This is a genomic window from Caldimonas tepidiphila (genome assembly GCF_003569765.1).
GTDB classification, from domain to species: domain Bacteria; phylum Pseudomonadota; class Gammaproteobacteria; order Burkholderiales; family Burkholderiaceae_C; genus Caldimonas; species Caldimonas tepidiphila.
Genome location: NZ_QXMG01000086.1, coordinates 1 through 18,438 on the forward strand (window position 1 = coordinate 1; position 18,438 = coordinate 18,438).

An 18,438-nucleotide genomic window follows, 5' to 3' on the forward strand; every position below is an offset into this window, starting at 1 on the left:
CGGCGCGCGTTACCAGCTGGCATTCTGAGCAGAAGACTTTTGCCGTCTAACTTACAGCGATGCACGGACGCAGCGGCTGAAGATGATGGTTTCCTGCACCGGCAAGCGCAACTGGTACTGGCGCTACGCTTGGCGCGGGGAAAAGCAGGTCATCCGTATCGGGGAGTTCCCTGGCATCTGTGTCGAGGAGGCTCGGCGCATCGCGCGCGAGTACGGCGCCATGCTCGACCAGGGCATAGACCCCAAGGGCGAGCAGAAGGCGCGCAAGGCGATGCCGACGCTGGAGGAGTTCGCCTGGGAGCAGTACATGCCCTACGCACGCCAGCACAAGCGCTCAGCCGACGACGACGAGTCCAAGCTGAAGATGTGGGTGCTGCCGAAGCTCGGCAGGAAGCTGCTGTGCGACATCACCCGTCAGGACGTGGACATGTACCGCACCGCCATCAAGGGCTCACACACCGCGAGCACGGCCAACCGGCACCATGCACTGATCGCCCGCATGCTCAGTCTCGCCGTCGAGTGGGACCTCCTCAAGGTCAACCCGGTGACGGGGCTGAAGAAGTTCAGGGAGGCCAGCGATGCTGGCCGCTTCCTGACCCCAGAGGAGATCGGCCGGCTGCTGGCTGCGCTCGACCAGGAGGAGAACGTGGTGGCGGCAGCGGCGCTCAAGGTGCTGCTGCTCACCGGCTGCCGACGCGAGGAGATCGCGCAGGCGCGCTGGGAGCATCTGGACGCGGAGCGGGAGCTGCTGAAGCTGCCCAAGACCAAAGCCGGCAAGGTGCGCTGGGTGCCACTCAACGAGCAGGCGCAGGCGGTGCTGGTTGGTCTGCCGAACATCGACGGCCCATGGGTCTTCCCTGGGCGGGATCCGTCACAGCCGATCCACAACCTCTACAAGCCCTTCAAGCGGGCGTTGAAGGCGGCTGGGCTGGACGAGAGCATCCGCATCCATGACCTGCGGCACTCGTTCGCCAGCAACGCCGTGACGGCGGGGGTGAGCCTGTTTCAGGTGCAGACCCTGCTCGGGCACAGCTCAAGTCAGATGACGCAGCGGTACGCGCACTTGGCCGGGTCGGCGCTGCATGACGCGTCAGCTGTGGCGGCGAAGGCGATGCTGGTGGCCGCCCAGCAGCAGAAAGCGTGAGGAGACGGGGGATGGGCTGTAACGGTCCATCCCCCCGTCTTTTTTTGATCAAGCAGCGAAAAGGTAGGGTGAAGTGAAGACTGTCCCGCAAGGCGGCTTCCGACCCAAAGCAGTCCTTGATCCGTTACAAGCGGCCGTTTTCCGGCACTCGCGGCCCCTCGCATTTCAGTTGCTTTGTTCAGACTTCTTGAGAGGGTGGGACGGCTGCGCAGGGTTGGAGCAATTGAATGGCGCCTTCATTGTTAATGGGTAGCTGCCTCCTATTCATAGCCCGGCGCTGACTTCCAACGCTGCCGTATTTCAGCAGGTTGAACAATCCTGCACTCAACATGCGCAGCGATGCCCATGACCTTCTCGCTGCGGCTTCGGTCGAAAACCGAGGTCGCAGTAAGGTGCTTGCAGAAATCTCTCTCTCTGCTTGGAGATTCGAGGCCTCTCCTCCTGCTCTGTCCGAGCGCAAGCACTTCCCCTCGCTTTAGTGATCAAGTAACATGTAGGGCTTATGTCATCTCATGATGCAGTCACTACAAAGCGGTGGAGCTTGTTGCTTCTCACGCTGCCAAGCCAACCCAACGCGGTCCGACTCCGCACCTGGCGCACGCTCAAGGCACTCGGGGCTCCGGCCTTGCGAGACGGCGCTTACATCTTGCCTGCCGAGCATCGGGAGGGCTTGAGCAAGATCGCGGACGAGGTGCGGTCGCACAACGGGAGTGCATGGCTCCTGGATCTGTCTGGGCGCTCTCCTGAGCAGGAGCAGGAACTGGTCGCCCTGTTCGATCGCACTGAGTCCTACATGGAGTGGCATGCAGTGGCTCGGGCGCTGCAACATGACTTGGCCAATTTGGGCGAGACCGAGGCCAGAAGGCAGTTCCGGACCGTCATGGAAGGGCTAGAAGCCGTGGAGCGGATCGACTACTTCCCTGGTGAGGCACGGAACATGGCCCGGGAGGCGCTCGGCGCCTTGCGACGGGAGATCGACAGCCGGTTCTCCAAGGGAGAACCTGCCCCCGCTCCTGGCGAGATCGCTTTGCTGGATCGCACTCGGTACATCGGCAAGCGATGGGCAATTCGGGCTCGGCCCTGGGTCGATCGCCTGGCTTGCTGCTGGCTGATCCGCCGCTTCGTGGACCCGCATGCGCAGTTCGTCTGGCTTCGTGATACCGCGGACCTGCCATGCGACGCAATCGGCTTCGACTTCGACGGCGCGGCCTTCAGCCACGTCGGCAACCAAGTCACCTTCGAGGTCATGCTCGCCAGTTTCGGGCTGCAGGACGATCCGAGGCTGCGCAGGATCGCCGAGGTCGTGCATTACCTCGATGTGGGCGGCCCTCCGGTGGCTGAAGCCGCCGGCCTGGAAAACATCCTTGCTGGGCTCAGAACCCTGCAGCCCGACGACGACCAATTGATCAAAGCAACAGACGGGGTCTTTGAGGCCCTTTACGCCGCCCCCGGAGAAAAGAAATGAGCATGACACCTGCGCTTGCCAATGACGGAGTTGACACTCCAGTGGCCGCTCCTCCTGCGCTCACCCTGGCGCAAGCCTTCTGGTTCTGGCTGAAGCTCGGCTTCATCAGCTTCGGAGGGCCCGCCGGGCAGATCGCGATCATGCACCGCGAACTGGTCGAGCGCCGCCGCTGGATCAGCGAGAAGCGCTTCCTGCATGCGCTCAACTACTGCATGTTGCTGCCGGGGCCCGAGGCACAGCAGCTGGCCACCTACATCGGCTGGCTGATGCACCGCACCTGGGGCGGCATCGTGGCCGGCGCGATGTTCGTGCTGCCCTCGCTGTTCATCCTGATCGCGCTGTCCTGGATCTACGTCGCCTACAGCGAGATACCGCTCGTGGCCGGCATCTTCTACGGCATCAAGCCCGCCGTGACCGCGATCGTGGTCCATGCTGCCCACCGCATCGGCAGCCGGGCCCTGAAGAACGGCTGGCTCTGGGGCATTGCCGCCGCGGCCTTCGTCGCGATCTTTGCCTTCGACGTGCCGTTTCCGGCCATCGTGATCGTGGCCGCCCTGATCGGCCATTGGGGTGCCAAGGTGGCACCGAAGGTGTTTGCAGTGGGGGGCGGCCATGGTGCCAAGGGCGGAGGCTTCGGTCCCGCGCTGATTGACGATGACACGCCCACGCCCCAGCACGCTCTATTTACTGGTGGACGGCTGGTCCGCGTTCTGCTGGTCGGCGTCGGTCTCTGGCTGGCCATGATGGCTCTGCTCGTCGCAGTGCAGGGAATCGACGGCACGCTGACGCAGATGGGCTGGTTCTTCACCAAGGCAGCCCTCCTGACATTCGGAGGTGCCTATGCCGTGTTGCCCTACGTCTACCAGGGCGCAGTCGAGAACCACCATTGGCTGTCCGCGACGCAGATGATCGATGGCCTCGCCCTTGGGGAGACGACCCCCGGTCCGCTGATCATGGTGGTGGCCTTCGTCGGCTTCGTCGGCGGCTGGCTCAAGCAGGTCTTCGGTCCGGATGCGCTGTTCCTCGGCGGGGCAGCGGCGGCCACCGTGGTGACCTTCTTCACTTTCCTGCCGTCCTTCATCTTCATCCTCGCCGGTGGCCCGCTGGTGGAGTCGACCCATGGCAATCTGAAGTTCACCGCACCCCTGACCGGAATCACGGCAGCCGTGGTCGGCGTGATCCTGAACCTCGCGATGTTCTTTGCCTACCATGTGTTGTGGCCCGAAGGCCTGAGGGGCACCTTTGACGCGGTCTCTGCAGCCATTGCGGTCACGGCTGCGGTTGCACTGTTTCGCTACAAGGTGGGCGTCATGCCTCTGCTTGGAGCCTGTGCTCTGGGGGGTCTCGCCGTGACACTCCTGAAGCCGATGCTGGCTTGAGAGCCCGGCGGGACGCCTGCTCCCGATGAATACTCTCAACCAGGCGAGACAGCGGTGCCTGCTGTGCCTCAAAGGATCGACGATCCCTATGACACATGACGGCGCATCATGCAAGTTCCTGTTCCACGGGGGCGAGGGCAACGCGTCAAATCTGGCCCAGGACCTGGAAACGGCCTTGATCGCACAGCGGGGTGTGGATCGATGAGAACCCGGGACTGGGCCGCCAAGGTCTTGCTGCCCAGGGGCACTGACGCGAGCGCTTTGCCCCTGTTGCTCGCGCGAGCGCTCCGAGCCTTCGTCGATGGCTACATGGCGGTACTGCTGCCTGCGTATCTGCTGGCGCTCGGGCTGGATATGCTGGCGGTCGGGCTGATCGCCACGGCCACGCTGCTCGGGTCGGCCCTGGCGACCTTGGCGGTCGGGGCCTGGGGGCACCGCTTCTGCTCGCAAGGACTGCTACGCGCAGCGGCCCTGCTCATGGCCGCCACAGGTGTCGCTTTCGCTGGTATCAGCTCCTTCTGGCCCTTGCTGATGGTCGCCTTCGTCGGCACCCTCAACCCCAGTTCCGGCGACGTGAGTGTGTTCCTGCCGCTCGAACACGCTCGGCTGGCCTCGGCCGCGAACAGTCAAACGAGAACTGCGCTCTTTGCCCGCTACAGCCTTCTCGGCGCGCTGTGCGCCGCGCTCGGCGCCCTCGCGGCGGCCTTGCCCGATCTCCTATCCCGGCATGTCGGCATTCCCCACCTCGCGGCACTGCGTGCCATGTTCCTCCTCTATGGGCTCGCCGGTGTCGCGCTCTGGTTTCTCTACCGGCGCCCAACCGGGCAGGACTCGAAAGTAGAGCCCACTCCCACCGCCCCGCTGGGCGCCTCCCGGCGCATCGTGATCCGGTTGGCCGCGCTGTTCAGCGTCGACTCTTTCGCGGGAGGCCTGGTCGTAAACTCGCTGCTGTCCTTGTGGCTGCTGCAGCGTTTCGGCCTGTCGCTGTCACAAGCCGCCGTCTTTTTCTTCTGGGCAGGGCTGCTGAGCGCCATGTCGCAGCTGGCGGCCCCTTGGCTGGCCCAGCGCATCGGCCTGCTCAACACGATGGTGTTCACGCACATTCCCGCCAACATCTGCCTGGTGGGCGCAGCCTTGGCGCCCAGCTTGCCATTGGCGCTCGGACTGCTTTTCATCCGCAGCGCCTTGTCGCAGGTGGATGTGCCGACCCGCACCGCCTATGTCATGGCAGTCGTCACGCCGGCAGAGCGCGCCGCCGCAGCCAGCTTCACCGCCGTCCCCCGCAGCTTGGCAGCGGCAGTGAGCCCCAGCATCAGTGGGGCACTTCTCTCCGCCGGGTTCATCTCCGCGCCCCTCGTTGCTTGCGGTGTCTTGAAGATCGTCTACGACCTCGCGCTCTGGCAGTCCTGCAGGCGAGACGCCTTGCTCGAACATTGACGCGCGGCCGTCAAGGTCCGATTTCGAGCGAAGGAAGGAGCCTGGATCCCGGCGGTTCAGCCGGGACTCTGAAATAGCAGCCATCCCGCCAGCCCCGCGGCCACCAGCACGACGACGACGTTGAGCTTGTTCTTCCAAGCGTAGAGGAACGCCAGGGATGCAGCGAAGATTGCAACTCCCACTCCCAGCGAAGGCACTCGGCCGGCGGTGACCCGAGCGAGGTCGAGGGTCGTGGCAGCTATCAGGCCGACGACTCCAGCCGCCACGCCATCCAGAAAGGCGTGCAGCTTCTTGTTGTCCATCACCGATTCCAGCCGATCGTAGAAAATCAGCGAGAAAGCAAACGCGGGGAGAAAGACACCCACAGTCATTGCAACTGCGCCCGCCGGACCCCCTGCCACATAACCGACGAAGGTGGCGAAGATGATGAGCGGCGCCGGTAGCACGCCGGAAAGTGCCAGACCATCCAGGAATTGCCCATCCGTCATCCACCCACGTCCGACCGCGTCATTGCGGACAAAGGGAATCGCCGTGTAGGCCCCGCCAAACGTGAGCAAGCCCGCCTTCAAGCCGGACGCGAAGATGAGCAGCAGTGAGGCATCGCCCTGACGTACCGCCTCCAGGTTCTTCGTGGGCGGTGCAGACCCGGAGGCCATCGCCACTGCCACCGCGATTGCGCCCAATGCCACCAAGAGCGCCAGCGCTCTTTGATTCAACACCAGCAAGGCGTACACGAGGCCGGCTGCAGGCAGCGTGATCCAGAAGTCGACACCGCCGAAAGCGGCAAGTGCACAGACGATGGCAATCGCCCACAAGGAGCGATCGAGCAGGATATGTTCGCCGATCCGATGCACGGCACGCACGATCAGCGCGATCACGGCCACTTGCACGCCAAGGAACGCCGCGCCCAGCACGCTGTTTGTAATGTCTATCTGGAAGTACAACCAGGACAGCACAAACATCAGCAGGAACCCCGGGAGCATGAACCCAAGGCCTGCCAGCACGCCCCCTATCCGCCCTTTTGCCCGCATGCCCAGGTGAACACAGAGTTCGTGCGCCTCAGGGCCGGGCAGCACCTGCATCACTGCGAGCAGCTTGTTGAAGCGTTCGCTGGAAATCCACCGTTCCTCGTCTACGAGTTCGCGGCGCAACATGGCAATCTGAGCCACGGGCCCGCCCCACGCAAGAAAGCCGAACTTGAGGAAACGCCCGAAGAGCTGCAAGTAGCTCAGGCTTGGAGGGACTGCTTCCGGTGCGGCCGCGGCTTCACGAGGGATGTCGACACTCATGGGATTTCCTGCATTCTGGCGACAAGCGGTCCACTATCAGGCAAAAGCTGTTCCCGGGCTGGTTTGTTCCACAAATTGGTTGGAACCACCTCGCCGTCGTGCAGCACTAAGCGTGGCTGGACACTGGGTATATAGACGCGTCACAAGGAGATGAGCCAGGCGTGGGGTTCATCCCAATGCATTCACTTGAAATAGTGACTTGCGAGACTGTGCTTTCATTTTGAAGGCCGTGGGAGGAGCATGAGCGTTTGAAACCTTGCTGTGAACCGGAACGGAAACGCTCCATCTCGCTTGCATCGAAAGGATCTGCCATGACCCAGCCCGATCATCCCTATCACGCGCATCATGATCACCAGCATGGCCCCCACTGCGGCCACACTGCGGTGTTGCACGAGGACCATGTCGACTACCTTCACGACGGCCACCTGCACCATCCTCATGGCGACCATGTCGACGAGCACGTAATTGCTGTCGACGCCACCAATCCTGATGTCTGCACCCCCTCGCATCGTTGTGAGGGCCACGAGCCCGGCCACATCCATGGCCCAGGATGTGGACATGAGCCGGTGCCGCACGGTGATCATGTCGACTATCTGGTCGACGGTCACCTGCACCACCCGCACGGCGATCACTGCGACAACCATGGGCCCTTGTCATTGGCGCAATAGGGGCTGCCGGACGACTCGATCGATGAGTCACCGCGACGCGCGGCGAGGAAGGGTGCCTTTCGCGCGTTGCGGAGGGGATGCGGGGCGCAAGCTTACAAAGCCGAGCGCGCCGTGACGAGGCACTGTTCCAGCCCTTGGCTCAGGATGTCCTTGGGCAGGTGCTGGCCGATGAAGACAACTCGACTCTCGCGCTTCTCCTGCGCTTTCCAGGCCGCGCCCTGCTCCGTGCCCATGAGCATGTGGACCCCCTGCAGAACGACGCGTCGTTCCACCCCTGCGATGGAGAGCACTCCCTTGTAGCGCATCAATTTGGGGCCGTAGATCTGCAAGAGAGGCCCCCAGAAGTCCTCCAACCGGGCTGCGTCGAAGGGTTGCTCAGTACGGAAGACGAAGCTGGAGACGTCGTCGTCGTGCTCATGTTCGACGTCGGTCAGGAAGTCGGGCTCGATTTCCAAGATGGCGTTGAGATTGAAGCCGCGAATGTCGAGCAACTTGTCGATCGGGGCTTCTCCGAAATGGGCCGCGAGGATCGGTGCGCGCGGGTTCATGCGCTTCAGCCGCTGTTCGAGGGCGCTGACCTCCTCGGTACTGACGAGATCGGTCTTGGACAGCAAGATCCGGTCGGCAAACCCGACTTGTTCTTGCGCCTCGTGGTGTTCGTCAAGCTGCGACATTGCGTGCTTCGCATCGACCAAGGTAACGATCGCATCCAACAGGTAGCGCCCGCTGATCTCGTCGTCCACGAAGAAGGTCTGCGCCACGGGCGCTGGATCGGCCAAGCCGGTGGTTTCGATGATCACGCGGTCGAACACCAGTGTTCCAGCACTGCGCTTCGCGTACAACTCGCCCAGGATACGGATCAGGTCGCCGCGCACGGTGCAGCAGATGCAGCCATTGTTCATCTCGACGATCTGCTCCCCCTCGTCCCGGACCAGCAGTTCGTTGTCGATTCCGGTCTCGCCGAACTCGTTCTCGATCACGGCGATGCGCTGGCCGTGGTTCTCCTTGAGGATGCGATTGAGCAGCGTGGTTTTTCCGCTACCCAGGAAGCCGGTAAGAATCGTGACGGGAATGAGAGACATGAGTTCTCCTGTGTTTTCAGAAGTGCTGTCAGCCAGAGGCTGGCCAGCAGCAGGGATGTGGTTGTCGGTGCAAGCCCAGGGGCACCGGGGCCGTGTGTGCCGCAGAGCGGCGACACTTCGTGGGCGATCAGACGGACCGCGATGGTTGGCTGAGGATGAAGGAGTCAGCGCATCGGCGCCGCTCCTTCCGCAGACAAGGCGGAGATCAGCGAGATGGCGTTGTGCTCGACCATGCGCAGATAGGTGTCGCCCGAGGTGCCGGGTCTCGACAAGGCGTCCGAATAGAGGGTGCCCCCCACTCGTGCCTGAGCCTCTCGGGCAATGCGCTCCACCAAGCGCGCGTCACTGACGTTCTCAACGAACAGCGCGCGAACGCGTTGGGCCTTGAGTTGTCGCACGATGCGCGCCACATCGGAGGCAGAGGCCTCGCTGTCGGTGCTCCAACCTTGTGGTGCGTGAAACACCACGCCATACGCGTCGGCGAAGTAGCCAAACGCGTCATGCGATGTGATCACCTGCCGCCTTTCCGGGGGGACGACGGAGAACATCGTCCGGATGCGCTCATGCAGCTCCCTGATGCGGCGCATGTAATCCGCAGCTCGCGCATCGAAGAGTGCCGCCTGCGCGGGACGCGCGGCCACCAAGGCAACCCGCAGGTTCTCGACGTAGCGCAGAGCCAGTTCCAGGCTGTGCCAGGCATGCGGGTCGGGCGCCCCGTTCACACGTCGTGGGGTGATGCCTCGCGTGGCGGTGACGATCGAACCTTTATAGCCGGAGGCGCGCACAAGTCGGTCAATCCAGCCCTCGAAGCCGAGACCGTTGACGACGACCAGCTCTGCACGCGCTACACGCTGGACATCGGCGGGCGAGGGCTGGAAGACATGCGCATCCGCATCGGGACCGACCAGGGTGTGCACCTCAACCGCCTCGCCACTGATTTCACGCAGCATGTCCCCGAGTATCGAAAAGCTCGCGACGACACGCAGGGGCGACTGGTGCGGTTGAGCTCTGATGCTCGGAGTCGCGATCACGGCAAGAGCTCCAGCCCAAAGGGCGCGACGGGTTCGTGAGGCAAGGAACAGCGGAGTGGGAGGAGTGTTCATCAGGCGATACGGTGGCGCTTGGGAGGGAAGAACCGCGAGCGCAGGCTGTCACGCGGCCCCACGAGGAGAGAAACGAGGTAGACAGCTCCGGCCAGAAGCACGATGGATGGGCCGGAGGGAAGCCCCGCGTGGTACGACAGCAGCAGTCCACCGTAGCCGCTAAGTGCGGCCAAGACGGAGGCCAGCGCAGCCAAGCCGGTGACGCTGCGGACCCAGAAACGCGCCGCGATGGCAGGCAGCATCAGCAGCCCCACGGCCATCAAGGTGCCGAGTGCCTGAAAGCCTGCGACGAGGTTGCCGACCAGCAGCACGAGGAACAGCTGATGCATCCATCCCCCGCGTCCGCCGACAGTGCGCAAGAATCCAGGATCAAAGCACTCGACCACCAGCGGCCGCCAGACAAGGGCCAGCGTCAGGAGTGTCATGCTGACGGTCCCGGCCACGAGTAGCAGCGCTGCATCATCGACCGCGAGAACACTGCCGAAGAGCACATGCATCAAGTCCACGCTGCTGCCTCGCATGGACATCAGCATCACGCCGGCAGCCAGAGCGATGAGGTAGAAGGCGGCGAAGCTCGCGTCTTCGCGTTGCGCTGTCATCCGCGTAACACCGCCGGCCAGCACGGCCACCGCCAACGCGGCCGCGAAAGCTCCGAGACTCATTGCATACAGCGACAGTCCGGACACCAGGAATGCGAGGGCGGCGCCGGGTAGCAGCGCATGCGCCATTGCGTCGCCCACGAGACTCATGCGGCGCAGTACCAGCAGCGTGCCGATCGGGCCGCAGCCCATTGCCAAGGCAAGCGAGGCGACCAATGCGTGGCGCATGAAGCCAAACTCCACGAAGGGTTGAATCAGCGTTTCGTGCAGCGTCATCCGCTCTTCCCCATCGTGCTGGGAGCCCGTTCACACCAAGCGGCCCGGTCGTCCCAGGCCTCCGCCATGCGGCCGGCGCGCTGCAGGTTTGCGGGCTGAAGTACCTCGGCCGTGGGGCCCCATGCAAGCGACTCACGCGCGAGCAGCAGCGTTTGCGGGAAATGCGCGCGCACCTGCTCCAGGTCGTGCAACACGGCCACCACCGTCCGTGCCTCCTCATGCCAGCGCTTGAGCACTGCCAAGAGGTCGGCTGTGGTGCGCTGGTCGATCCCGTTGAATGGCTCGTCCAAGAGGATCACGGGCGCATCCTGCAGCAGCAGGCGTGCGAACAGCACCCGCTGGAACTGTCCAGCTGACAACTCGCCAACCGCTCGTTGCTCGAACCCGGTGAGCCCCACCGCCCGAATCGCGCCCAGCGCCTGCTCGACGTGTCCCCCAGTGGCGGCGCCGAAGGCTCCCAGACGCCGCCAGTGTCCGAGCATCACGACGTCCAGCACCTGCAACGGAAAAGCCCTGTCGATTTCGGCCTGCTGCGGCAGATAGGCAACACGGCCCTTCAGCTCCTTGGGCATGCGCACGCAGCCGGTTCGCGGCATCAGCAACCCCATCAGCGCTGCAAGCAGGCTGCTCTTGCCAGCGCCGTTCGGCCCGACAACCGCCGTTAGCGAACCGGCCTCGAAGCACCCGCTCAGGTGATGCAGGGCGGGATGCTCTCCATGAGCAAGCGTGAGGTTGTGGAGTTCAATCGCCGCCGGGCGCTCGGTCATGCCGTACCTCCAAGTGCCCAAGCGACAGCGAGCCATAGCAGGGCTACAAGGCCCAGCGCTACCGCCCCACGGGTCAGGGCGCCCTGCATCAACAAGCTCAACGGGGGTCGAGTGCTCTCTCCCCGGTCGGGGCTCTTCTGTCTTTCATCTGCCACGGGATTGACTTCCTTTGAGACGCTGGTCTCGTCGTGTTGCGTGCCGTTGGCGAAGGGTCGTCTTGCTGATGTCGTGAGCTTCACGATTCCTGCTGTGATAACGATGCATCCCTGCCTTTCAGGGGTGGAAGTACGTCCTGTGCCCCGCGATGCCTGGCATTCAAGTTGCCGCGCAGCCTAACCAGGGAGGCGCAGGGATGGCACTGTTCTGCGAGGGATGCTTGTGTGTTGCCCTGAGGCAGCAAGCCTCCTAGAGGAGTGAGCGCAATGATATATTGTTGCATCACTTAAGACTTGGGAGCCTTTCCGATGACGATGAATTTGCAATCCGTGCGGGTGCGTCACCCTTGGCCTGTCCAGCCCCGTACGTCAGGACTGCTGGCCCTTGCTCTGTCATCGGTTCTCGCTTCTGAAGCAGCAATGGCTCAGGTCGGTGCAGACGTGGGCACGCCGGCAAGGAGCGCATCTCCGGTTGAAGTCGGAGCGGTACTTGACCTCGCCCATACTTCCCGCGAGCTCGCGCTCGGAAACCGAGATCAAGGACTGGCCCTGGGGCACAGCGAGGTCACGCTGGGCGCCAAGCTGGGAAGGAATTTCGCCGGCCGTGCCACCGCTGTGGCACACAGTGATGAGGGGAAGATCGAGTTCGAGTTCGAAGAGGCCTTCGTCGAAACCACCTCTCTGCCACGCGGGCTGCAGTTGCGCGGCGGTCGCTTCCTCGCACAGATCGGTTACTTGAACGAGCTGCACCTGCACACGGATGATTTTGTGCAACGCCCCTTGCTGTACCGGGCTTTCCTTGGCAACCACTATTTCGACGACGGCCTGCGGCTGAACTGGGTGGCGCCGACCGGCCTGTACTGGCGCAACGGCGTGGAGGTGTTCGGCGGCCGCAAGCTGGTGGAGGAGTCGGATTCGGGCTCGCAGCTCGGCGCCGTGGTGCTCAGCACCAAGGTCGGGGGCGACATCGACGTCAGCAACAGCTGGCAGCTGGGGCTGTCCTACCTGCGCAACCGCCGGCCCGCGCATGCCGAAGAAGAGGAGGAGCATTTCGGAGAGGCTGAGCACCATGAGGCACATGGCGCCGGCTACAGCGGCCGCCATCTGACCGTAATCGACGGCGTCTGGAAATGGGCCCCCAACGGCAACAACCGCGAACGACAGCTGCGCCTGTCGGCGGAGTACGCGCGAGTCAACGGCTTGGCGGAGGCTGCAAGCAGCCTCGCTCACCGATCGGGCTACGTGTCGGCGGTGTACCGCTTCGCACCCCAGTGGGAAGCCGGCATTCGCGCCGACGAGCTGCGCATCCGCGAGCCCCACGAGGACCATGTGGATTCCGGCAAGCTGCAGGAAGTGAGTGCCATGCTGGCATGGAAGCCGTCCCACTACTCGGCGCTGCGAGTGCAATTCTCCAGGCAGCGCGACCGGGGGGGCTTCGAGGATGCCAACCGGACGGTGCAGGTGCAGTACCTCATGAGCTTCGGAGCCCATGGTGCACATCCGTTCTAAAACCTGGGCGGCACTGACCGCCGTGCTGGTTTGGGCTGCACCCGTGTCGTCCGCGCAGGCGCTGGAGATCTTCGCCTGCGAACCCGAGTGGGCCGCACTCGCAAAGGTTCTGGCGCCACAGGCAAAGATCACTGCAGCCACCCATGCGCGCCAGGATCCTCACCACATCGAAGCCCGCCCGGCCCTGATCGGTGCAATGCGCCGTGCCGACCTGGCTGTCTGCACCGGCGCGTCCCTGGAGGTGGGCTGGCTGCCGATGCTGCAGCAAAGAGCCGGCAACCCGAAGGTGCGGGACGGACGCGACGGCATGTTCTACGCGGCAAGCGCCGTGCAGCTGATTGACGTGCACGAGCGGGTCGACCGCAGCATGGGGGACGTCCATGCCGAAGGCAACCCGCACTTTCACCTCGATCCGCGTCGGCTGAAGCAGGTTGCCGCGGCGCTGGCCGAGCGACTGGCACGCATAGATGCGGCCCATGCCGCGGACTACCGCAGTCGATATCGTGACTGGGCGCTTGACTGGGATCGGCGCCTGCAGAACTGGGAACAGAAGGCCCACCCGCTCTCCGGCCGTGCAGTGGTGGCACAGCACTCGTCCTTCGCCTACCTGTGGGGCTGGCTCGGCGTCGAGCAGATCGCTGACTTGGAACCCAAGCCCGGCGTGCCGCCGACTGTGAGCCATCTGCAGCAGGTGCTCAAGCAGGTCCAAGGTGCAAAGCCGATGGCCGTCGTGCAGACCCTGTACCAGGATCCGCAGGCCGGCCGCTGGCTGGTGGAGCGGGTGCCGGTTCCGTTGCTTACCCTGCCGTCCACCGTTACCGCTGAGGCTCCGGCAAGCGAACTGCCCGCCCTGTTCGACACACTGATCGACGCGCTGCTGCAGAGTGCGCGGAGCAACGCGCCGCGATGAACGATATCTCCGTGCTGTGGGTCCCTTGGGTCACGGGCTTCCTCGTGCTGATGACCCATGTGCCGCTGGGGGAGCAGGTGCTGCAGCGCGGTATCGTCTTCATCGATCTGGCAATCGCACAGGTGGCTGCGCTGGGCGTGCTGATGGCAGGGACGTTGATCGATGATCATCATTGGTCTTGGCCGGCTGGCAGCCTGGCCGCGCTCGGCGGTGCAGCCTTGGTGGCTTGGCTGAGCGAGCGCTGGCCGGAAAGACGAGAGGCGCTGATCGGCCTGGTCTACATTGCTGCCGCGGCTGTGGCCGTGCTGTGGGTGAGTGCCGACCCGCATGGGCATCAGAAGCTGTCGGCGATGCTTGCGGGCGACGTGCTGTGGGTAAACTGGCAGGACTTGCTGCCGCTCTCAATTGCGAGCGTGACCGTTCTGCTGCTGCAGAGCTTTCGTCCGCAGCTCTTGTCGCGGACCTGGGCTTTTTATCCCTGCTTCGCGATCCTGGTGAGCCTGTCGGTGCCTCTGCTTGGGTTGTACTTGGTGTTTGCTAGCTTGATCGTGCCGGCCTTGAGCGTGGCGCACCGCAATGGCTCATCAAGTCGCTGGCTTGCAGTCGGACTCGGCTCGGCCGGCTACGCCCTGGGCCTGTTGGCGTCGCTCTGGCTGGACCTGCCGAGCGGGCCGTCCATCGTGCTCACGTTGATGCTGACGGGCCTGCTGACTGCCACTGGGAGCCCAGCACTGGCCAAACAACGATGAAACGTACGGCAAGTACCACCTCCTCATCGCCGCGCCCTGCGGAGGCCGCGTCTTCGGCTGCCTCGCGGCCTGACATTGAGAAAAGATTGGCGGCGGCCGCCGAGCACTGCCGGCAACGCGGGGTTCAATTGACGGCGCTTCGGCGCGAAGTCCTCGACCTCCTTTGGCGTCGTAATGGCTCCGCGAAGGCGTATGACCTGCAGGACGACATGCGGCAGCGCCATGGCCGCATGGCGCCCACGACCGTTTACCGGACCTTAGAGTTCCTGATGGAGCAGGAACTGGTACACCGCGTGGATGCTGTGAACGCCTTCGTCGCTTGTGACATCGAGCACGGGCATGCCCATCCCGCCATGATGTTGGTATGTTCCTTGTGCAATCAGGTGACGGAGTGGCATGACCACGAGGCCCTTGCCGGCCTGAGCGCGCGGCTGAAAGTGCAATTCCCCGGCTTCACCGAAACGGCCGTCGAGATCAAGGGCGTGTGCGGTGATTGCGCCCGGGAACAACACTCTCGTTGATCTCCTTCCGTCATAATAGCCCGCGGAAGATGTGTAACATCTGAGCCCCGCTCTTTACCCATTCTGATTCCTCTTCTGAAGGAGCGGAAATGCATATTGAGGATTTGAGCGGATGGCGCCACGATCACGTCTTTGACAAAGGCAACCGTGCTGGCGAGCGCGGCACCCGGGTGGTGATGTGGATCACGGCACTGATGATGGTGGCAGAAATTGCCGCCGGTTGGTTTTACTCCATGGCCCCTGTTCGAACTTCGGCTCTTGGCCGAGAGCCGCTGTTGGGCGCGGGCTGCGCACTGCCTGTGCAGCAGTTCTTGCATGGTTGCTGGGGTGCGTCTGGTTCCCGGAGGTCTCTCGTCTGGTTCAGGCCACATCCCCAAGCTGGCTGCTCCCGCTATCTCCTTGACGCACGGCGCCAACGCTCCGGGCGGTCTCCGGTTCCCCTCCGGTTCCAGGGCAGAAAAAGCAGGGGCATCAAGCTGGCTCGGGTCTTGAGCCACACCAGCGGGGATCAAGGAAGATCCCAGCACCGTCGCCCTTCATTGGCGCTTGCCTATGGTCTTCCCGGCACCGAGCGAGAGCATCATGCGCGTGGCTGAGATGCTAGGAGCGGAGGCCGTTGCGGCTCTCCGATAGGGCAGGGTAGACAACTTGAAAATCCGCGTGTCGGTGGTTCGATTCCGCCCTTGGCCACCAGAAATTTCCTAGCATTGACGCCAGCCCTCGCCGGCTGGCGTTTTGCTTTGTGCGCCGGCAAGTCCGCATGTCCGGCCTATCTCCGGGCAGTCGGTAGGGGTAGGTCTCAAGTGTTCCCCCAGCCTCGCCGCGCCCTGCTCCTACGCTAGGTCGTCACCGCAAGTCTCCTGCCCCCCCTTCTCCCCGTAGAAGTTCGAGTGACTTCAGAGGGGCGCCTTTCTCCTATCAGATACGACAAGCCTTGCTCGGGGCTTCATGTACATCGTTGGGAGACTTGGATTAACCCTTACAACTTGTCATCATTGCTGCTGGCTGGGAGGCTGAGGGATGTCATCGACGTAGTGCGTACTTCAGCTCGATTTCACCGCCAAGAGGCCGAAGGCAAGGATGCGCAAGTGCGACTGCCTGCTTGGGTGAACGAAAAAGTCCGAAGGGAGGGACGATGGCAAGACGAAGCAACGGAGGGGTGGCGGAAGCCCTGTTCAGGATTGGTGCTGTACTGCCCTGGTGGGTAGGGGTGCTGTTGGCGGCGGGGGCTTACCTGTTTCTGCATCGCTATGCGATTGCAGAGGTGCCGACTGCTGCCGCACCGGGGCAGACGGGCCAGATGATGGTTGGGCAGATGGTGAAAGCGCTCGCAACCTGGGGTCAATACATCGTCCCCGTGCTCCTGTTGTTCGGCGCAGCAGCCTCGGCCATCGGCCGGCACAAGCGCCAGCACTTGGTTGCCGAAGTAGCAGGCGATGCTTCTGCCCAAGCCCTCCGCACCATGAGTTGGCGCGACTTCGAACTGCTTACCGGCGAAGCTTTCCGGATGCAGGGGTACGCTGTGACCGAAACGGGCGGCGGCGGCGCTGACGGCGGCATTGACCTAGCGCTCAAGAAGGGAAGCGAGCTATTCCTCGTGCAGTGCAAGCACTGGAAGGCCTACAAAGTGTCGGTCAGCGTAGTGCGCGAGCTGTACGGTGTGATGGCGGCACAGGGGGCAGCTGGCGGCTTCGTTGTTACCTCCGGCGTCTTCACAGCAGAGGCACGTTCCTTCGCTCAGGGTCGCAACATCGAGTTGATCGACGGTACGGCACTGAAGAAGATGATTGAGTCTGCGCGCCTTGTCGTGGCTGCCAAAGTGGGCGAAGAGCCGAGGGCTGCAGCAGCGCCGGTAGCTGAGCCCGCCTGCCCCCGCTGCGGCAGTGCGATGGTCATCCGTGTGGCAAAGAAGGGGGCGAATGCCGGCAAGGCTTTCTGGGGTTGCAGCGCGTACCCACAGTGCCGGGGGATGAAGGCAGCCGATTAACTTCCGGTCAATATGGCTTGACTTCTGACTGCGCAAGCATGTGTGGTTGCGCTCATCCCAGCAAGCATGCAGCCCATAAGTGGGAGGGGTAGCGCGCATTTGCTATCAGAATTTTGTCTGGCATCACCGCTAACCTTCACCGGTTGGCGTTTTGCTTTGTGCGCCCGGAAGTCCGCGTGTCCGGTCTATGTCCGGGTCCTTCCTCTCGGTGGCGGTACGCGTAGCAGCTGCAGCTCTCTGCCCGTGGCAATTTTTCTGCGCCTCCCTCCCTGCGCGGTTCTGCCCCTCTCTCATTGCGTCGCCTGACTGTTCGAGCTTCGGCGTTACTACAAGTTAAAGTGCAGGAAACAAGCCCGATTGATTGGGCTGGCCTGCGGAGAGGGAGGATCGAATGACACAGAAGAGTAGGCGGCTCGTTGCCGCTGCGTTCCTTGCTGGCGCCACCATCGCAGTTGGGGCCTACTGGCACTACTCGCCGTACCTGGCGATGCACAGCATGCGCTCTGCTGCCCAGGAGAGGAACGCAGAGGCCTTCAACGAAAAGGTGGACTACCCGAAGCTGCGCGAGAGCCTCAAGGGGCAGCTCTCAGCCCTGGTGGCGGAGAAGATGGGGCAGACCCCTGCAACCAGCGGCATTGAAGCCCTAGGTGCCGCATTCGGCATGGCGCTGGCGGGCCAGATGGTCGAAGCCTTCATCCGCCCGGAAGTCGTCATGCGGGCGATGCAGAGTGGAGAGATGCACCCTGTCTCCGATCGTGGCGCGGATGAGGGCAAAGGGTCCTCGAAAGACGGCGACGTCGAATGGCAGGTCGAGCGCCCTGGTATCGACAAGGTGATCGTCTACGGGCGGCAGGCTGGTGAGTCCAAAAGTGATCCAACCCTCGGCATCGTGTTCGAGCGCACTGGCTTTGCCAACTGGAAGCTCACTGGCATCCGGCTTCCTGCGACTCTCTGATCACTGGTGGAGCGCTACATGAGCAAGCCTATCTTCGAGGTAGCCCACACAGGTTGGACCGGCGGCAGGGAAACTCGAAGGGAGCTTGGTCGCGCCGCATGTGGTGCGACGTTTCTAGAATGGAGTCCTGTCGAGCGGTTCGTATCCGGGGCCGCGCCGGCTCATACCCGAGCGCAACAAGCCCGACTGTAGATGTGCAGTCCGACCTTCCGTGTGAGTTCAGTGTCGCTGCGGCAGACCTTTACAAAAGGACCGGCCTCATGCCACTGCCCTTGCTTGACTGAGGAGGAAGTCCCTGTAGAAGCTCCCTCTGCGCCGGAAGTCTAGTTTGTGTCTTGAGATGTCATGTCGGGCTACTCGCACGCAGAAGTCGGAGCACTTGGTCTCTCCTGATTCGTCACGAAGCTCAGCTTGGCTCATCCTGTGAGACTGTCGACCACTAC

At 63.3% G+C, this 18,438-nt stretch carries 16 protein-coding genes; 10 read left to right on the forward strand and 6 right to left on the reverse strand.

Annotated elements, in window-relative coordinates; all coding sequences use genetic code 11:
* Nucleotides 1–82: 82 nt before the first annotated feature.
* From D3A59_RS23310 to D3A59_RS23325, 4 genes are all read left to right on the forward strand, one after another.
* Nucleotides 83–1,144, forward strand: coding sequence for a site-specific integrase (locus tag D3A59_RS23310; protein WP_119157715.1), 1,062 nt, complete (start codon nucleotides 83–85; stop codon nucleotides 1,142–1,144).
* A gap of 502 nt (nucleotides 1,145–1,646) precedes the next feature.
* Nucleotides 1,647–2,609 (forward strand): chromate resistance protein ChrB domain-containing protein, encoded by a 963-nt coding sequence (locus D3A59_RS23315; RefSeq protein WP_119157716.1) that lies wholly within the window; start codon nucleotides 1,647–1,649, stop codon nucleotides 2,607–2,609.
* Entirely contained in the window at nucleotides 2,606–3,988 is a 1,383-nt protein-coding gene (chrA, locus tag D3A59_RS23320; RefSeq protein WP_419187275.1) for a chromate efflux transporter, read from the forward strand. The genes D3A59_RS23315 and chrA overlap by 4 nt, the downstream gene beginning before the upstream one ends.
* A 201-nt stretch (nucleotides 3,989–4,189) precedes the next feature.
* Nucleotides 4,190–5,425, forward strand: coding sequence for an MFS transporter (locus D3A59_RS23325; RefSeq protein WP_119157718.1), 1,236 nt, complete (start codon nucleotides 4,190–4,192; stop codon nucleotides 5,423–5,425).
* Nucleotides 5,426–5,481: 56 nt separating this feature from the next.
* On the opposite strand, the gene D3A59_RS23330 is transcribed toward D3A59_RS23325, so the two are convergent.
* From D3A59_RS23330 to D3A59_RS23355, 6 genes are all read right to left on the reverse strand, one after another.
* Nucleotides 5,482–6,714: a chromate transporter gene (locus D3A59_RS23330; RefSeq protein ID WP_157991665.1), complete on the reverse strand. Its 1,233-nt coding sequence runs from the start codon at nucleotides 6,712–6,714 to the stop codon at nucleotides 5,482–5,484.
* Between the two features lie 215 nt (nucleotides 6,715–6,929).
* On the reverse strand, nucleotides 6,930–7,358 hold the full coding sequence (locus tag D3A59_RS25655; protein ID WP_157991666.1) for a hypothetical protein: 429 nt from the start codon (nucleotides 7,356–7,358) through the stop codon (nucleotides 6,930–6,932).
* 116 nt (nucleotides 7,359–7,474) lie between these two features.
* A complete protein-coding gene (locus D3A59_RS23340; RefSeq protein WP_119157720.1) occupies nucleotides 7,475–8,464 on the reverse strand; it encodes a CobW family GTP-binding protein in 990 nt (329 codons plus the stop codon).
* A 164-nt stretch (nucleotides 8,465–8,628) separates the two neighbouring features.
* Nucleotides 8,629–9,567 carry a metal ABC transporter solute-binding protein, Zn/Mn family gene (locus tag D3A59_RS23345; protein ID WP_119157721.1) on the reverse strand — a complete coding sequence of 313 codons (939 nt, stop codon included), beginning with the start codon at nucleotides 9,565–9,567 and terminating at the stop codon, nucleotides 8,629–8,631.
* A complete protein-coding gene (locus D3A59_RS23350) occupies nucleotides 9,567–10,442 on the reverse strand; it encodes a metal ABC transporter permease (protein ID WP_119157722.1) in 876 nt (291 codons plus the stop codon). The genes D3A59_RS23345 and D3A59_RS23350 overlap by 1 nt, the downstream gene beginning before the upstream one ends.
* Entirely contained in the window at nucleotides 10,439–11,209 is a 771-nt protein-coding gene (locus D3A59_RS23355; RefSeq protein ID WP_119157723.1) for a metal ABC transporter ATP-binding protein, read from the reverse strand. The genes D3A59_RS23350 and D3A59_RS23355 overlap by 4 nt, the downstream gene beginning before the upstream one ends.
* 464 nt (nucleotides 11,210–11,673) lie before the next feature.
* Between D3A59_RS23355 and D3A59_RS23360 the strand changes: the two genes are divergently transcribed.
* From D3A59_RS23360 to D3A59_RS23390, 6 genes are all read left to right on the forward strand, one after another.
* On the forward strand, nucleotides 11,674–12,873 hold the full coding sequence (locus tag D3A59_RS23360) for a hypothetical protein (protein ID WP_240636186.1): 1,200 nt from the start codon (nucleotides 11,674–11,676) through the stop codon (nucleotides 12,871–12,873).
* A complete protein-coding gene (locus D3A59_RS23365; protein ID WP_119157725.1) occupies nucleotides 12,854–13,783 on the forward strand; it encodes a metal ABC transporter substrate-binding protein in 930 nt (309 codons plus the stop codon). Before D3A59_RS23360 ends, D3A59_RS23365 begins: the two co-directional genes overlap by 20 nt.
* Complete coding sequence (locus tag D3A59_RS23370) at nucleotides 13,780–14,532, forward strand: metal ABC transporter permease (RefSeq protein ID WP_119157726.1); 753 nt, start codon at nucleotides 13,780–13,782, stop codon at nucleotides 14,530–14,532. Before D3A59_RS23365 ends, D3A59_RS23370 begins: the two co-directional genes overlap by 4 nt.
* A gap of 86 nt (nucleotides 14,533–14,618) precedes the next feature.
* Nucleotides 14,619–15,053: a Fur family transcriptional regulator gene (locus D3A59_RS23375; RefSeq protein ID WP_157991667.1), complete on the forward strand. Its 435-nt coding sequence runs from the start codon at nucleotides 14,619–14,621 to the stop codon at nucleotides 15,051–15,053.
* Between the two features lie 1,135 nt (nucleotides 15,054–16,188).
* Nucleotides 16,189–17,040: a restriction endonuclease gene (locus D3A59_RS23385; protein WP_119157728.1), complete on the forward strand. Its 852-nt coding sequence runs from the start codon at nucleotides 16,189–16,191 to the stop codon at nucleotides 17,038–17,040.
* A 391-nt stretch (nucleotides 17,041–17,431) separates the two neighbouring features.
* Nucleotides 17,432–17,995, forward strand: a complete 564-nt coding sequence (locus D3A59_RS23390) for a DUF2939 domain-containing protein (protein ID WP_119157729.1) — start codon at nucleotides 17,432–17,434, stop codon at nucleotides 17,993–17,995.
* Nucleotides 17,996–18,438: the final 443 nt, after the last annotated feature.

Bases quoted from the DNA above. Each gene is read 5' to 3' on its own strand.
- D3A59_RS23365 (WP_119157725.1), top strand. From the start codon at position 12,854: ATGGTGCACATCCGTTCTAAAACCTGGGCGGCACTGACCGCCGTGCTG.
- D3A59_RS23355 (WP_119157723.1), bottom strand. From the start codon at position 11,209: ATGACCGAGCGCCCGGCGGCGATTGAACTCCACAACCTCACGCTTGCT.
- D3A59_RS23390 (WP_119157729.1), top strand. From the start codon at position 17,432: ATGACACAGAAGAGTAGGCGGCTCGTTGCCGCTGCGTTCCTTGCTGGC.
- D3A59_RS23350 (WP_119157722.1), bottom strand. From the start codon at position 10,442: ATGACGCTGCACGAAACGCTGATTCAACCCTTCGTGGAGTTTGGCTTC.
- D3A59_RS23340 (WP_119157720.1), bottom strand. From the start codon at position 8,464: ATGTCTCTCATTCCCGTCACGATTCTTACCGGCTTCCTGGGTAGCGGA.
- D3A59_RS23325 (WP_119157718.1), top strand. From the start codon at position 4,190: ATGAGAACCCGGGACTGGGCCGCCAAGGTCTTGCTGCCCAGGGGCACT.
- D3A59_RS23310 (WP_119157715.1), top strand. From the start codon at position 83: ATGATGGTTTCCTGCACCGGCAAGCGCAACTGGTACTGGCGCTACGCT.
- chrA (WP_419187275.1), top strand. From the start codon at position 2,606: ATGAGCATGACACCTGCGCTTGCCAATGACGGAGTTGACACTCCAGTG.
- D3A59_RS23360 (WP_240636186.1), top strand. From the start codon at position 11,674: ATGACGATGAATTTGCAATCCGTGCGGGTGCGTCACCCTTGGCCTGTC.
- D3A59_RS23315 (WP_119157716.1), top strand. From the start codon at position 1,647: ATGTCATCTCATGATGCAGTCACTACAAAGCGGTGGAGCTTGTTGCTT.
- D3A59_RS25655 (WP_157991666.1), bottom strand. From the start codon at position 7,358: ATGGTTGTCGCAGTGATCGCCGTGCGGGTGGTGCAGGTGACCGTCGAC.
- D3A59_RS23345 (WP_119157721.1), bottom strand. From the start codon at position 9,567: ATGAACACTCCTCCCACTCCGCTGTTCCTTGCCTCACGAACCCGTCGC.
- D3A59_RS23330 (WP_157991665.1), bottom strand. From the start codon at position 6,714: ATGAGTGTCGACATCCCTCGTGAAGCCGCGGCCGCACCGGAAGCAGTC.
- D3A59_RS23385 (WP_119157728.1), top strand. From the start codon at position 16,189: ATGGCAAGACGAAGCAACGGAGGGGTGGCGGAAGCCCTGTTCAGGATT.
- D3A59_RS23370 (WP_119157726.1), top strand. From the start codon at position 13,780: ATGAACGATATCTCCGTGCTGTGGGTCCCTTGGGTCACGGGCTTCCTC.